Consider the following 15,760-nt stretch of genomic DNA (forward strand, 5'->3'; position numbering starts at 1 on the left):
TGGTTCACTTCATTGTAAGTCTTCTTTTATGATCTTTGGAACGAAAGCACCAATTAGTTCACCAAGAAAGGCATCGTGTACAATTTTATAATATACCACCGTTAACTAAGATAGGAATCTTATAAGCCTCGAGGACTGATCTCTTAAGCTAACTATTTATTTCAAATCCGTTCACAAAGTATCCAATTGTTTCAAGCTCTTCTTCATTTAGCTCTCTATTTAGCTTGAGTTGATAAGATTTCTTTATATCTTCAATGCGTCCCTCATATTTATCTGTCAAGGTGGCTACAGTCCTTAATAGTATTGCTTCTTTCTGATATTCCTCCTTCGAAATTGGCTTCCAATGGGAGAGGACATAGACTTCAGCATCAAATTGATCGATTTTGTCTAATAATTCAATCATAGTTTGAGTCGTATAATTCCTTTTTTTTGAATAGATATCTGCATAAATAGAATCGCCAAGGAATAGTATTTTTTCTTCTTTGATATAGACAATGATAGAGTCTGGGGAATGATTGCCACCTACATGCTGCAAAAGACAAGATACTCCTCCTAGATCAAGCTCCATTCTCTGTTCAAAAGCTAAATCTGGTAATGAAATGTTAATATTTCTTTCACTTCCAAATTCTTTTTTGATTGCATTGGCACAAAACTCAATTTCTAATCCCGATTTCACACGTTCTTCTAAAGCAGAATCTGTCCATTCGTACGAGACAAGTTTCTTAATTTTAGCTTTCGTTTGAATAGACGCAACAGACAGCATATTCAAAGCAGACAAACCAAAAATATGATCCCAGTGCCAATGTGTAAGTACAATGATGCTTGGAAGTGGAATACCTTGTTCTTTAAGCTCTTTAAGAAAACAATTCGCATGTGCTTCTGAATTTCCTGCATCAATCATTAATGACCTGTTATCTCCAACTACTACACCTAGAATAGGTCTATCCGTTTCTGAAACAGGTGTTTGATACCAACATCGATCGCTGATTTTTTCCAAGGTTTGCATATACTTTCCCCCTTACGATACTATGTTTTAATAATTCCATAAGTATCTTGATAAACCCTTTACAAAAGTACCCAGGCCTTTATGTGGATCTAGAGATTGGCCAGAAGATTCAATATAATGATTAAAACGATCTCCCCAATTCGAAAAAAAGCTTCAGTACAATTAATTACGATTTTCAACAACTACCGTGAATTCCTTGTTTTAGCACCCCTTCGAGGATGGTGGCTTCTTAACCTAGTTAAAATTTTCTAGACCTATTTATAAAAAACTTAATTTGCATTAAAAAAGACAAAGTCTCTGAACTGGAAGAACAAAGACTTTGTATCGTTATTATTCATTGACATACGAATCATCATTTCAAGCCCTCGTTGATTGGAGTTACATTGGAGTGTTTTCAGATCATTACCTTCTATTTCGGAGCGAGGTATCTGTTAGATTTATAAGAAAGTTAATACTCTAATATGATTATAACCACCATTTTTCATTCTTCTAAAGAACTTAATATAAATGCCACTGAACTTTTATGCAATGTCCCCTTTAATAAGAGCCATTAGGATTTCACAGTAGAATTTATGTAGTGTTATAGTTGTAACCATTTTACCTATTAAGGATTGTGCTAGATGTATCTTTTTTTAGGTACGTCTTCTCTATTTCCTCAGGAGACGAAGGTCTACCGAACAAATACCCTTGTATTTCATTGCAATTAATCCCTTTTAAAAAATCTGCTTGATTTCTTGTCTCAACACCCTCTGCAATAACATTTAAATTTAATTTCTTAGCTAACTCAATAATTGATATCATTATCTCATGATTCATATCATCATTTCCGATTCGACTTGTAAATTCCCGTGCAATTTTTAAAGTATCAATTGGAAACCTCGTTAGGTACGATAGTGAGGAATAACCAGTTCCAAAATCATCAATTGAGATTTTCACACCCAGTTGTTTTAGAGCAGTTAGCTTAGGAATAATATTAATTATGTTATTCATGGTTGCTGCCTCTGTTACTTCAAGGTCAATATAATTTGGATTAATCTTCGTTTCATTTAAAATATCCTCAATTTTTTTTGTAATATTTTCTTGTTGTAATTGACGGGGTGAAAGATTTACCCCCACTTTTATATGGTAACCCATTTCGTCCCATATTTTCACTTGATTACAAACTTCCTTGAGTACCCATTCCCCAATTTGGAGAATGACTCCTGTTTCTTCAGCAATTGGAATAAACTCTCCTGGATAAATGACACCAAATTGGGGATGGTTCCATCTGAGTAGCGCTTCAACACCAGTCATTTTTCCTTCTTTAGCTTCTACTTGTGGTTGGTATTGTAGAAAGAGTTGATTTTTGAAGAGAGTATCATTAATATCTTTTTCCAATATTAATTTTTTAGAAAAATCTTTGTTAGTATCATCGAATAGTTTAAAATCGCCCCTACCATTTTCCTTTACGAAATACATAGCGATATCTGATTTTTTCATTAGTATTTTGGGATCTTCATCATCTAATGGATAAATTGCCATACCGATACTTGGGGTAGCTATGATTTCATGTCCATATACAATAAGTGGCTCCTTAAACGCTTGAATAATACTTTGTGCATTTAGTTCTGCTTCCGTTCTACTGGAAATTTCTTTAATTAGTATAGTAAATTCATCTCCACCTTGCCTTGCAACCGTATCCTTATCCCGAAGATTATCTCTTAATCGGTCTGCTACAGCAACAAGTAATTGGTCGCCAATTTCATGTCCTAGCGTATCATTGATTACTTTGAAACGATCAAGGTCCATATACACTAACGCAAACATTTCATTCTTTTCTTTGGCTTCTGTTACAGCTTTTGTTAATACATCCTCAAATAATGACCTATTTGGTAAACCTGTAAGAGAATCATGATAAGCCATAAACTTAATTCTTTCTTCATTTTTTTTATTTTCCGATATATCCTTAAATATACCAAAAAAACCAACTATCCTATTTTTCACCATAATTGGAATATTGGTTATGATCACGTAGTAGGGGTTACCATCTCTATTACGAATGGTGACCTCATAGGTTTGAGGTGTTCCTTCCTTTACTTTTGAAAGATGTTCGGCTGTAATTGTCTGATACTCTTTGCTTATAAATTTCTGGCATAAAACTCCGATTAAATCTAACTTTTCATACCCCAGTAATTTGGAGCAAGTTGCATTTACACTTTCAAATTTCCCTTTCAAGTCTAAGGCGAATACAGCATCTGGATGGTATTCAAAAAGAGATTTATAACGTTGCTCACTTATCTCTAACTCCTCTGTTTTTTTATAATACTGAATCAATAGATGTTGGTTTTCTAATATTACTAGAATTTGACGGATTATGACTAAAATAATGGATACACCTAAGCCGATGATAAAAGCATCGTTTCCATTTTCTTTTAACATAATGAATATTAATAGGATAAATATATTTAAATAAGGAATTAAAAGACGTGTTAACGTATATCTTTGGACATTTACTATTTCTATATTATTTGTATTGGTGGTCTCCCTATTCTTTTCTTTCGTAATAGTAGCAGACAATCCAACCAACATAAGTCCTATGATGAATAACGGATCTATTAAACTTCCAGAAGTATAGCTATCAATGGAGATTAGATATAAATAATAGGAATCAGAAAAAAATTGAATCGATAAACCTAATAACAATACAAATATTTCTTCATTAGAAAAAGCTTTGCGTAGACCAAAAAAAATACTTAGACATCCAAAATAAAGGACTAAATCTCCAATTGGATATGCTAGAGAAATAAGTAAAGAGAATGTTGGAACATCTGGATTTAGTATCGGAATAATAATAAAATGCCAACTGAAGGTGGATGCAACTGTCAAAACAATGGCAACATCAAAAAGGAATTTAACAAGTTGATGCTTGCGCTTTTCTTTTGAAATTTTGTATATAAATGACGCAAGAAAAAAGAAGGTCTGTACGGTATAGAATATGTCGGGAGACCCTGGAAAAGGTACCTCCTTTTTTATTACATTTTCATAAACAAACCATATACATTCAGCAATTAAATAGCTTAGCAACCCAAGTGACAGTAAAAACCAAAATGTTCTTTTCACACCCCCACTCACCTTAAAAGCCTTAACTAACCATAAATAAGATAAAAGGCAACCGAAGATAGATAAAAGATTCCCACCAAAAGTCAGGATTTCTGTTTCGTTTTTCCAAATTATTATCCAAGAATAATATAAACATATATATATAAATATGACAATTAAGCTATCATATGAGTTTTTTTGCCCGTTCATTTATTTTACTCCTTCGTTTATGTATATCTTATTATCAATATCATTTACTTAATTTGATAGTAAATTTTTTGTTGGACAAAATACTTTTGATGATGGATTCACCTGTAAAGAGTTAAAATAAATAATAAGCCAATGAAATATTCTTATTGAGTTCGTTGCACTTTCCGTTCCCAACAAAAAGCACCCCTTCTACCGAAGTTACAGGGTCATTTTATTTGTAACAATGTACATAATGACCATAACATTTATAGTATGACAAATAATAAGATAAATAGTTTCTAAAAATCGTTTATCGTTTTAAAACATACCCCAAAACCTAATCGCTTCAAGGCATTTTTCTTAGTTAAGCCTTGAAACGGGATATCATCCCTTGCAATTCCTCGGCCAATCTGCTCAAGGAACTCGTTGCATTCGAAACCTCCTCAATCGAGGCCACCTGCCAGGCGATATTGAATTCCAATTACATTTTTTTGAATTTCCATCTTATCCTGAAGTATTGAATTTCTTTCAGATGATGCATCTATCACATAAACAGCAAAACTCCCCAGTATTAGAATGGTTCCAATAAGAATGGATACTGTAGTTATTAACCTCGTTTTAATTTTCACTTCTTTACATCTCCTAAACCATAGATTCCCCTAACATTTTACTCACCAATCATTTATCGGAATCTCGGCTCATTTATGAAGTTGAAAGCTAATATTTCGATACCCTGAAAATAACCCTGAATTCAAGCTACCTTCATAGTCGTAGTTTATTGAGTTAATTCGGAATTTAGTTGAACTAATCTGCCTTCGAATTATAATGTCAACCAGATAATATTTCTGGCTGACCTTTTTATATCGATATATGATAACCGTAGCCGTGATAAAACGTCAGCACCATAACATCCCCTATGAAGTAGTCCTTTTGAAGGCTTCAAAATAGATAAGACATTAACTCGGAAATGCTAAATGCATTTTATCAAGGGAAAAGGAACTATCAATCAATTTTTTATAAAACCCCGCTTGATTCGGTATACAAATTGGCTCCATGCCCTTAAAACTTCCATTGTCTCACACAACTATTTAATTCTTTATTCATTGAGAATGAAAATGTTTTTAAAAACCAATTGACTCTGAATAACTGTGTATATAATCTTAAAGCACTAGTGCTTTTGAACGATATCTTTAATATAGGTGGTTGTCTTAGTATCTAAGACCTTGTTCTGTTGAAGATATTTAACTTTTAAAAGATGTGCTATGTTCAATCAGTTTACATTGAAGTCTATATAACACTACTATCTCGAAAACTTTTAACTTAGAAAGGTTCCTGAATATGAAGCCTATATTAAGACCAATTAATCCAGAATTAGAATCCGGAAGAAATAATCTGTACATTACGGTAAAAGGTAAGTTTTGGATTAGTCACTGTTTTGCTCTTCTATGGTTGTGCTTTTCTATTTACCTTGCACTACCTTGGTTAAAGGGTTTAGCCAATATCGTATCTTTGCCTCTTGCTTTACTTATAATTGGAGGTATTTCATACATCCCTGGATATTTGAATTCTTTTTTAATAAGCAGCCTTATCTTAGATAGACAACCTCCCTTTAAAACTGAATCTCCCAATGAAGAGATCACAATCCTTATTGCCGCACATAATGAAGAAAGCAAAATCTCTCAAACTCTACAGTATATAGATAGGCAAGACTATCTAGGGAATATCAAGGTATTTGTAATAAATAATTGTTCCAATGATCAGACTGTTAGTGAAATTTATATAATAGAATAAAGTCGTCAAACCCTAAGTAGTTTTTGATGATTTCTGAACCAATTGAATGGCACGTCCTTTAAAAGATCCGTTTCGAAAATGATTGAAACAATTGAAGATAAAAAATTCGGAGATTTAATTAAAGATACTTCCATACCTTGCAAGCAGCTTTATTCTAAGGTTTTCATACAGAGTTCAAGGTTAATAATTTTAAAAATTATCAGGAAAAGTTTATAACGCCTTATCCAACTTTCTTTGACCCAAAAAATAATGTCTAAAGTTATTGGTATTACTTAGCTTCTATTAAAAACAGAAAATAAGAAGGAGGAACAAGTCATCCAGTTGACTTGTTCCTCTTTTTTGAATAATCACATATAGTATTCCGATGCCAGCAAGAGTTTGTGCTTATCATCATCTTTGTAGCTCCAATGTTATAAATCAACCTTCAGTAAAGATTCAATTGACTATTTCTTTAAAGCCTTGATGTTCTCTATGATGGATGATGAGATAGCTTTGAAACCATACTTATGGTTGAATCAATCTATAACAAAACCCTGTTCTAACAGTATGGAATAATGGTGAATAGTAGTTGTATACCTGTAAATTGAATGGCAGATGTATATTAAATAAAGATACCCTCAAAAGAATAAACTATTAAACGTAAAGTTTTAAGGGTGAGTGTGACAAAGCAAGGCGAATTGTTTAGCTATAATATACTTTAGCTATTGAAGAGATTGTTAAAAATTCCAACATGATACATTTGACATTGGTCAATTATTAGATAATACCTATAAACGGTAAAAAAAGCATACTCTAAAAAAAGGGGGGATAAGCATGACAAAAAAAGTAAATAAGGATCAAGATCTTTCTGAAGAATGGATTGAACTAGTAAAGGAAGCGATGAAATCAAATATATCTAAAGAGGAATTCAAGATATTTTTGAAAAAAAAGAAAAAATCAATTTAAATTAACGTTTCTTGCAGCATTCGAATAATATAAACCGTGTTTTCAGTGCCATAGTACTTGTAAAAAGGAATCTGAATCTTTGGGTAGCTCTGGTATGATCTCGTACAGAAAACAAATGTTCCACGCCCCGTCATTATTGTGGGTAATAAGAAATCCCATAATAAAATTGGTGCTACCAATAATAACTCCGAAGAGCTCTAAGTTAGTTTATTAGCATCATTCAATTTATTTCACGGAATCAATTTCCATGCTCCCGTACGTCCTCCCCTGGCTACTGGTATAATAGATTCTATTAAAAAAGGTGAGCCAACAATTTTAAATAACCCCATAAAGTTATAACAGGATATTTCATTAGGCGGCATGTTGGGCATGAGACCGGTATTGTACCGGGTTCATACCTTTTTATTTTGCCTTGATTCGTTTGTTCATTATATATATATTTCTATTTCCTTAAGTGTTCCACAATTTTTAATCCTTTTAGGAGTTCCATTTTAAGATACCAAAGTTCTCGCAACAATTCCCTTGCGAGATATCCTTTGCGTAATGCCTTGATTTGGAATAAGGGAGTATCATCTTCTGTTATCCGTTCAATGCTTGGTCTAACTCGCTGATATAAGTGAGTAGGTAGTTTGGTCATAGCACCCAGCCTCAAAACTACTCAATAATGAAAATTTTAAAAGAGAGTACTTAACTTAACTAAACTGCCCCGTTCATAGGTCAACTACCCTATTGATAAAATTAAGGATTACAGCCCATTAACTAAAATATTTATTAATCCTGTATTATTATTGCGAATTTTTTCCTATTATGGCAACCTATATAAGGAAGAATTATATTTCATAACTAGTAATCAAATAATTTGGTTAAATATTCTAGGGAGAAAGCCTATGTCTGTTCGAAAAATACTACCAATCGTTTTTGTTTTTATACTACTTCTTACAAGCCTCAGAGTCATTTGGTTCATCAAACTATTACCACTCAATCAACCGTTTGTTGAGGAAGGCGTCTTTGACTTAGTCCATTATCCATTACCTGATAAATCCACCGTTGCCCTTGATGGCGAATGGTCATTTTATCCAAATGCATTTGCTGTTCCTAAAGAACTACCAACGCTGGACGAACAAAGCTTCATCCAAGTCCCGCGCGGGTGGAATGAGCTTCCCACTTTAACAAACGATACTAAGCAAGTTGGAACTTACGAATTGCGGATTCATGTACAAGATGACAAAAAAAAGTACGGTTTAAGATTACACCGAATTTCAGACTCATTTACTCTTTACTTAAATGGAGATAAGATAGAACAACGAACTGCTTCCATTGACCCAACGATTCAGTCCTCTTTGGTTCCGACCATTATTACGGTGACACCTGATGAAACGGGGTGGATTCATCTTGTAATTGCTGTTTCTTCTAGTGATGAAATCTTTGATGGCGGGTTATTAAAATCGATACGTTTCGGAACAGAAAGAGCTATTATCAGAGAACATTGGACATCAGTGGCAATGCAGCTGATGGTGGCTTCAATCATGCTGGTCCACGGAATATATGCATGTATCCTTTATTTCATTCGTCCAAAAAAAATCGAGCTTTTGTATTTTATGGTGGCCATGTTACTATCCTCCCTATCCATTTTGGTTAGTGACGATCGCCTCATTCTTCAATGGGTACCATTAAATTATGAAATGTTTGTTAAGCTTGCATATCTGTCATACACAGGGCTCTCCCTTTTCTTCTTATTGTTTGTGAGGTACCTATTCACCAATTACAAAGGAAATCCAATGGTTCGATGGATTTCAGTTCTTTGCGCGGTGTATGGGCTTTTTATTATTATGGCCCCGACTACACTGATACGGGAATGGTCAATCTTACTACTATTTGTACTAGCAATGCCGTTTACTGCCATTATATTGCTTGTGTTTCAGGTAATAGTAAATAAAGTGAGGGATTCCCTCTTTTTACTGCTAGCCGCTATTAGCGTGGCTTCAAGCATCCTTTGGTCATCCTTTGTCGGAAGAGTACACTCGCTCAACTTAGGTATTATTAGTATGATTGATCCTCACTTTTATCCAGTTGATTTAACCCTTGCAATTTTGTTATTCTCCACATTTTGGTTCATACGATTCTTTCGTGCAAATGACAAAAATCATGAACTCGTGGATAAGCTACAAAAGGAGTATACTACAAAGAATCAATTTTTAACCAATACTTCCCAAGAGCTTCGTAATCCTTTGCATGGGATGATCAATATGGCTCAAAGTATTATTGACCAAGATAGGTCACGACTTACTCCTCAAAGCAAACAAAACCTTGAGCTTCTCATGGTCATCGGTCGGCGAATGTCCTATTTATTAAACGATTTAATTAACGTGACGAAAATTCAACAAAACAAAATCAACTTGAATAAACAAGCGTTTGCCCTTCTACCTGCCATCAGAACTGTTGTTAATGTTCAAAGCATTATGATGGACTCGAAAAATCTTCACTTTCAACTAGTCATTCCTAAAGATTTCCCACGGGTTTATGCAGATGAAGCCCACCTCAGGCAAATCATTTTCAATTTACTGAATATTTCGGTGAAATATTCAGAGGATGGTGTAGTTATTATTGAAGCCGAGGTGAAAAACAATGAGGCGGTTATCCAAATAAAGGATTTTGGAATCGGAATGGATGGTGAAAAACTGAAGCGTGCTTTCCTTTCGTATGAGCCAGGGCCAAAGGAGCGTTACGATGACCTAAGTGGACTCGGGTTAGGGCTGAGTATTTGCCACAAATTAGTCTCTATGAATAACGGAACGCTAACCGTTAAATCCAACCTTTCAAAAGGATCTATATTCACATTTACCTTGCCGCTCACACAGGATGATGAGAGCAAACATGAAGAAACCGGTCTTGCTTCATCCACCAGCCAAGATGACATGTTTAATCAAGAGTTAGCAATATCTGAAGCTCAAATATCTATAAAGAATAAGCAAGGTTATATCAAACCAAAAATTTTGGCTGTTGACGATGACCCAATTAATCTTCACGTTTTAAAAAACATTCTCTCAGGTGAAGAGTATTCAATTGAAATCGTAACAAGTGGTGAAGAAGTTTTAAATCGGTTGGACGAAGGTTGGGATCTCATTATTGCCGATGTTATGATGCCAAAAATGTCAGGCTACGAATTAACAAGAAAGATACGAAAGCACTTTTCTATTTCTGAACTTCCAGTTTTATTGCTAACAACTCTAAATAACCCTGAGGAAGTTTATACAGGGTTTCTAGTAGGAGCAAACGATTATCTAGTAAAACCAATAGATTCGCTAGAATTAAGGGTACGGATTGGCGTTGTTATCGACCTAAAGCATTCGATACAGGAGCGATTAAGATTGGAAGGTGCTTGGTTGCAATCACAAATTCAGCCACATTTTCTTTTTAATACACTAAATTCAATAGCTGCACTAGGAGTTACTGATTCCTCTAGAATGCTTACTTTACTCGATGAATTCAGTAATTATTTACGCTTAAGTTTTGATTTTAATAATGCTGAACCGCTTGTTCCGTTATCGCATGAACTTTCGCTGGTCCAATCTTATTTATATATTGAAAAGGTAAGGTTTAATGAGCGTCTTACAATTAATTGGGAGCTAAACTACAGCGGTGAATGGATGATTCCACCTCTAACGATTCAACCGCTTGTCGAAAATGCAGTTAACCATGGTATTTTATCGAAGCCAGGAGGGGGTACTATCTCGATAAAACTATCAAAAGAAGCCCATGATTTAAAAGTTGAAATTTGTGATGATGGTAAAGGTATAAGTCCAGATATACAAAAAAATCTGTTTACATATGTAAAGTCTGAACATAAAAAAGGAATAGGACTAATCAATGTCAATCGTCGTCTTGAGCAAATGTACAGGCACGGATTAACAATTCAAAGTAAATTAAATCAAGGAACAACGATTACGTTTTTCATCCGAAAAGATAAGGGATAGTCAATTTACTTATCTTTCGGTTTTTCCAAATTTCGTTTCTGATTATTTAAGCATTATGAAATAAATGACTAAAGGAGTTAGGATATAGAATGATTAAGGCTATATTAGTTGATGACGAGATTCTAGCACTAGATTATTTAACAAATTTACTTCGAGCATTTCCTATAATTCATATTATTAATACATATACAGATAAAACTAGTATCTTAGAGGATATTCTGAGCCAAACCGTTGACGTTGTATTTTTAGATATTGAAATGGCTGATGGAAACGGATTAGATTTTGCAGAAACTATTTATTCTTTATCTCCTTCTATTCAAATTGTTTTCGTAACTGCGTATGCTGAATATGCGATAAAAGCTTTTGAAATAAATTCAATCGATTATTTATTAAAACCTGTTATGCCCAATCGATTAGCTAAGACCATACAGCGATTATCAGACAAAATCAATGACAATAAAGTTGATCGAAAGTTGGAGAATCAGTCATTATATATTCAGTGCTTTTATGAATTCCAGGTGTTAAAGGATGGTGAACTACTCCATTTTAAAACTGCAAAGGTCAAGGAGTTATTTGCATATTTTGTAACTTTTATGAATACATACATTCCTCGTGACCGTATTATCGATAGCCTATGGCCAAATTATGATAGTAAAAAAGCAAAGGTTAATCTCCATACCACCCTATCCTATTTACGAAAATTTTTGAGTGCAATTGGATGTACAAATTGCATTAAATTTTCAAATCAGAGTTATATTTTATCAATGGATTCGATTCACTGCGATTTAACTATAATCAACGAGGCTGTTTTAAATATAGAAAAGGTTGACCAATCAAATATACTTCACATCGAGGAAGTACTGAAACTCTATTCCGGTTCATATATGGAATGGAACCGCTATGAATGGGCAAATGAAGTGGCACAAAAAATAGAAAATGACATTATTATTCTTTTGGAAAAAGTAATAGATTATTATAGTGACAATGACCCTTCTAGAGCACTACATTATCTACATATTCAAAGAAGGTTATCACCATACTTGGATAGGAATATTGAGCAATCAATGCAACTTCTCATTCAAAAAGGAAATCATGTAGAAGCAATGAAAATATATAATGATTATGAACAATTGCTCTCGGAAGATCTAGGAATTGGTCCCGGAGAACGTCTAGCTAGACTTTATCAGTCCTTACTAATAGGATAACCGTTTCCATAGTTTTTTTATCTTTCCGCATTATTAAATGATTGTATAAATTCCCTAATTTCATCTATACTCACACCTAATTCCTTTGCTTCAATTATTAAAGAAATCCATTCTTCATCTAATTGATTTTTTTTACAGGTATCATTCATATTCTACATTCCCCCTAATTATGTTATTCATTTTATCGTTTACCTCTTAAAAATCTCTTAAATGAAGAAAGACAAATCCGCAATGGAATGCTGTTAATCAATATAGTAATAGTTTTTAGCTAAGTTCATGCTCTCGATTCCCTTCAGTTAATTAATCTTAAGGGTTTTTGTTTTGTTATTGTATAATTCAACATTTTCTACCTTTATGGTTTAGATTCCCGCTAAATTGAAAAGCAATATTCATGGTATATAGATCTAACTTAGAATGATAAACAGGAATTATTTACTTATGTGACTTACATGCTTTTTAGTTTTTTATATCATATTCCATTAAACGGCCCTTGAACAAGTAGGGAAGAGGGCAGCGTATTTCCTATATTGTTAATGTACATTCCGAAAGAGTTTTAAAGGTATATAGCAAGAGATTAGTTAGGTCTACCTTTAGATGTTGGAGCCAATCCCCTCCAACTTTATGTCCTATACCACTTGCTGACCATGTATCTATCCATTTAATATTTTTTTGTCAAATTCTCGGCAAATTACATTAAACACCAGACTCGCTACCTAGAGATATTCCTTTTGGTGAAATTTTAGTTATTCACTTGAATATGAATGTCTGATAAATGTAAGAATCGCACGTTTAAAAGGTCGCCATTTGGCGACCTTCTCATGGCGCTAAACCAGCTAATAGGATGACAAATGCCCCCCCCAAAACCCTTTTGGCCGAAGTTTTTTATCGTTTATAAACTGCTTAATTCTACAGGCAGTGGACTCCTATGGGCATTAGCTGTTTATGGAGAACAATTCTTATTTTTACGTTTGCTTTTTTTTGTCTTTAATTAGACTTCATAATTTATTCGAAATGGATTTAGGTAATGGATATATATTCCTGTTGTGGGTTAATCCGTTAAGATGTTAGAATTAGCCTTTATTCTTAACATTCAGAAGTGAGGTAATTATTTGCATTTTCCAACCATCCAAATAGAATCTAATGAGATCCATATTGTAAAAAATCAAAGTCAATCCGAATGTAATATTAAATATTATTCGTTTAATAATTTTTCAAGAAATACTTTAAGACAGATTAAATTTAGAGACTTGTCAAAAGTAACTTGCACTACTTGCAAATCCATTCTGTATTTTAAGGACAAGATCTAAATAAAATAAAGTAGAATTCGTAACTATTCTTGTTCAAGGATAGTTTTTTTTTGACTTATAACTGCTCATCAATTAATTCGACAATGCTCAGCTTCCTTCTTCCTTTGGCGCCGTATTATAACCGGTTGAACCCTCTTAACCATTAATTTCACCCTTCGCTTTTTCAGATTTGTATATACTCTCCAATTGTTCCCCATTTTTGCAATGAGTTACCGGACATTTGCCCATGAGTTTCGACTATGCCGCCCTCACCATCCAATTGTGTAAATGGAATCGACTATAACTACCTCAGCACCTGCTTTCTTAATTGTTTGAACAGCCATTTGATATCGTTTGTGAAGGGCGGGACTTACTGTCTTACCTGAACCCTGCAACCTATAAAGCCAACGACTGCTTTTTCTTTTTCACGTTCAGCTTCTATAACTTGGAACACGTAATCACCTTCTTCACACTATTTCTTATAGTTACCTCAGGGTTTGTTCAGATTAAAAATTCATAGTAAATAAGGACTGATAAAATACAATAAATGTCGATATATCACTTTTTTTGACAAAACCATTTCAAAAACCAATAATTCGTAATACTATAGACTTAGTTATTCATATAAGAATTTATAAGGAGCCACTACTATCTGTAATTTCAAATCCCAAACGGAATTATTAGATTTAAAAATAAAGTTTCTAAGAAAAAAACTTGTACAATGTGGTGTTAACAATGGTTTTACTCATTGGGAAACTCTAAAATATAGCCAAAGGCTAGACAAGTTAATTTTTAAGTCTTTATTGAAATCTAAATAATCTTTAACTATTGACACTCCCCTCTAGCCTTTGAAACTTTTAGTTTTCCACTGAGTCATACTTCTACAACATAAGAAGTTGACTCAGGTTTAACAATAACTCCAGGTAAAATCTGTCCATTCTCATCCACCACAACCTTTTCACCATTAATTTCCACAAACTTTAATGACTTTTTTAAGTCGGCCCACAATCACACTGTTCTTGATGAATTCATCCATTCCGTTTTCAATTTGCCATAAGGTGTGCTGATGCCTTTGGATCCCATTAGCTAACAGCAAAGCTATTGAAACTATCACTGCACACCTCGATGAAAAGAAATAACTGAAGATAAAATGAAAGACATCTTAAAATACATAGACTTTATATTTAAAAAAACATAACATTACACAAAGCATGTCCCGCAAAGGAAATTGTCTCGATAATACGGTCATTGAAAACTTCTTTGGGTTATTAAAATCCGAATTACTCTACCTTCAAGAATTTGAAAGTATGGAGCAATTCAAACAAGAACTAGAGAAATATATCCATTACCATAATCACCAGCGAATCAAGGTAAAATTAAAAGGCATGAGCCCGGTAGATTACCGGGTTCATGCCCTCAAGGCTGCCTAAATAAAGTGTCTAACTTTTTGGGTTCACTTCATAAATCAGTGCTTTTTTATGAAGATTGTGTTTCATCGGTATCCAAGCGGACGCTTACATTAGAGCAAGTTCTGGTGCAGGTCAGTCCGCTATCTTAAATCGGAACTCCACAACGACTTTTTAGTACATACTCTTGAATGATTTTTAAAACGATATCCTGGTTTTGCTTTATATAGAAATGATCACCCTGTAATATATGCAATCCTTCAATACGTTCAATGTATTCATTCCAGTTTTCGATACTTTCCTTCGTCACGGTATCATTCGATCCCAATAGCAAAACGGCTTTGTTCCCCACCTTTTTCTCGCGTTTTTTTTCATGGTGATAGTTGGCTAATACATTCAAGTCCGACTGGATTATCGGAAGGAATATATTCATGAAATCTTCCGTTTCCAGGAGTTCCTTGTTTGTTCCCCCGATTTTTTCAAGCGATTGTTTTAAATGTTTTGTATTAGAGCAATCTATTTGATCTACTTTATAATTGGGGGACGACTTACTTGAAATGAATAGATGTTCAACTTTATTATCATCCCTCTCTTCTAATTTTGCCGCAATTTCATAGGCTACGATCGCACCCATGCTATGTCCAAACAAAGAGATGTTTTCCAGTGAATTCATTTGATGTTTCGTTTCCATTTCTTTCAATAATATATCCGTCAAATCCGCCATATGTTCACATAATGGTTCACTATATTTACTGCCATGTCCAGGGTATTCCAGCGGGACTACCTCCATCACATCATCATCAAATTTCCATTCTCTATAAAAAGATGCACTTCCCCCAGCATAAGGGAAACAAAAAAGTGTCTTCTTCAGCCCTTTCAT

The 15,760-nt window shown here is 33.9% G+C and carries 10 protein-coding genes and 3 pseudogenes; 6 read left to right on the forward strand and 7 right to left on the reverse strand.

Going from position 1 to position 15,760, the window contains the following annotated elements:
* Window positions 1–148 precede the first annotated feature (148 nt).
* From J7I90_RS21090 to J7I90_RS21100, 3 genes are all read right to left on the reverse strand, one after another.
* Window positions 149–1,006 carry an MBL fold metallo-hydrolase gene (locus tag J7I90_RS21090; protein ID WP_214773611.1) on the reverse strand — a complete coding sequence of 286 codons (858 nt, stop codon included), beginning with the start codon at window positions 1,004–1,006 and terminating at the stop codon, window positions 149–151.
* 597 nt (window positions 1,007–1,603) lie between these two features.
* Complete coding sequence (locus tag J7I90_RS21095; RefSeq protein WP_214773612.1) at window positions 1,604–4,294, reverse strand: DUF4084 domain-containing protein; 2,691 nt, start codon at window positions 4,292–4,294, stop codon at window positions 1,604–1,606.
* Window positions 4,295–4,716: 422 nt separating this feature from the next.
* On the reverse strand, window positions 4,717–4,902 hold the full coding sequence (locus J7I90_RS21100; protein ID WP_214773613.1) for a hypothetical protein: 186 nt from the start codon (window positions 4,900–4,902) through the stop codon (window positions 4,717–4,719).
* 709 nt (window positions 4,903–5,611) lie between these two features.
* Here J7I90_RS21100 and J7I90_RS21105 point away from each other — a divergent pair.
* The 4 genes from J7I90_RS21105 to J7I90_RS21120 all read left to right on the forward strand — a co-directional run bounded on the left by J7I90_RS21105 (window position 5,612) and on the right by J7I90_RS21120 (window position 12,188).
* On the forward strand, window positions 5,612–6,064 hold the full coding sequence (locus J7I90_RS21105) for a glycosyltransferase family protein (protein ID WP_251025400.1): 453 nt from the start codon (window positions 5,612–5,614) through the stop codon (window positions 6,062–6,064).
* An 813-nt stretch (window positions 6,065–6,877) separates the two neighbouring features.
* Window positions 6,878–7,009, forward strand: a complete 132-nt coding sequence (locus J7I90_RS21110; RefSeq protein WP_214773614.1) for an anti-repressor SinI family protein — start codon at window positions 6,878–6,880, stop codon at window positions 7,007–7,009.
* Between the two features lie 887 nt (window positions 7,010–7,896).
* Window positions 7,897–10,983, forward strand: coding sequence for a hybrid sensor histidine kinase/response regulator (locus tag J7I90_RS21115; protein ID WP_214773615.1), 3,087 nt, complete (start codon window positions 7,897–7,899; stop codon window positions 10,981–10,983).
* A gap of 89 nt (window positions 10,984–11,072) precedes the next feature.
* Entirely contained in the window at window positions 11,073–12,188 is a 1,116-nt protein-coding gene (locus J7I90_RS21120) for a response regulator (protein WP_214773616.1), read from the forward strand.
* 17 nt (window positions 12,189–12,205) lie between these two features.
* Here J7I90_RS21120 and J7I90_RS21125 read toward each other — a convergent pair whose 3' ends face one another.
* Window positions 12,206–12,337, reverse strand: coding sequence for an anti-repressor SinI family protein (locus J7I90_RS21125; protein ID WP_214773617.1), 132 nt, complete (start codon window positions 12,335–12,337; stop codon window positions 12,206–12,208).
* Window positions 12,338–13,679: 1,342 nt separating this feature from the next.
* Window positions 13,680–13,928: pseudogene (locus J7I90_RS27980) on the reverse strand (AAA family ATPase); the annotation flags it as partial.
* A 238-nt stretch (window positions 13,929–14,166) separates the two neighbouring features.
* Between J7I90_RS27980 and J7I90_RS27525 the strand changes: the two are divergent.
* Window positions 14,167–14,292 carry an aspartyl-phosphate phosphatase Spo0E family protein gene (locus J7I90_RS27525; RefSeq protein ID WP_311380699.1) on the forward strand — a complete coding sequence of 42 codons (126 nt, stop codon included), beginning with the start codon at window positions 14,167–14,169 and terminating at the stop codon, window positions 14,290–14,292.
* Window positions 14,293–14,347: 55 nt separating this feature from the next.
* Here J7I90_RS27525 and J7I90_RS28180 read toward each other — a convergent pair.
* A pseudogene (locus tag J7I90_RS28180) lies at window positions 14,348–14,528 on the reverse strand (host-nuclease inhibitor Gam family protein); the annotation flags it as partial.
* A gap of 130 nt (window positions 14,529–14,658) precedes the next feature.
* Between J7I90_RS28180 and J7I90_RS21140 the strand changes: the two are divergent.
* Window positions 14,659–14,904 (forward strand): annotated as a pseudogene (locus J7I90_RS21140) (transposase); the annotation flags it as partial.
* 124 nt (window positions 14,905–15,028) lie between these two features.
* On the opposite strand, the gene J7I90_RS21145 reads toward J7I90_RS21140, so the two are convergent.
* Window positions 15,029–15,760, reverse strand: a complete 732-nt coding sequence (locus J7I90_RS21145) for a thioesterase II family protein (RefSeq protein WP_214773619.1) — start codon at window positions 15,758–15,760, stop codon at window positions 15,029–15,031.

Source organism: Bacillus sp. ISL-57 (genome assembly GCF_018613135.1).
Classification (GTDB): domain Bacteria; phylum Bacillota; class Bacilli; order Bacillales; family DSM-1321; genus Peribacillus; species Peribacillus frigoritolerans.

Coding starts and splice junctions, on each gene's coding strand:
- J7I90_RS21090 (WP_214773611.1), bottom strand. CDS start 1,006: ATGCAAACCTTGGAAAAAATCAGCGATCGATGTTGGTATCAAACACCT.
- J7I90_RS21095 (WP_214773612.1), bottom strand. CDS start 4,294: ATGAACGGGCAAAAAAACTCATATGATAGCTTAATTGTCATATTTATA.
- J7I90_RS21105 (WP_251025400.1), top strand. CDS start 5,612: ATGAAGCCTATATTAAGACCAATTAATCCAGAATTAGAATCCGGAAGA.
- J7I90_RS21110 (WP_214773614.1), top strand. CDS start 6,878: ATGACAAAAAAAGTAAATAAGGATCAAGATCTTTCTGAAGAATGGATT.
- J7I90_RS21115 (WP_214773615.1), top strand. CDS start 7,897: ATGTCTGTTCGAAAAATACTACCAATCGTTTTTGTTTTTATACTACTT.
- J7I90_RS21120 (WP_214773616.1), top strand. CDS start 11,073: ATGATTAAGGCTATATTAGTTGATGACGAGATTCTAGCACTAGATTAT.
- J7I90_RS21125 (WP_214773617.1), bottom strand. CDS start 12,337: ATGAATGATACCTGTAAAAAAAATCAATTAGATGAAGAATGGATTTCT.
- J7I90_RS21145 (WP_214773619.1), bottom strand. CDS start 15,760: ATGAAAGGGCTGAAGAAGACACTTTTTTGTTTCCCTTATGCTGGGGGA.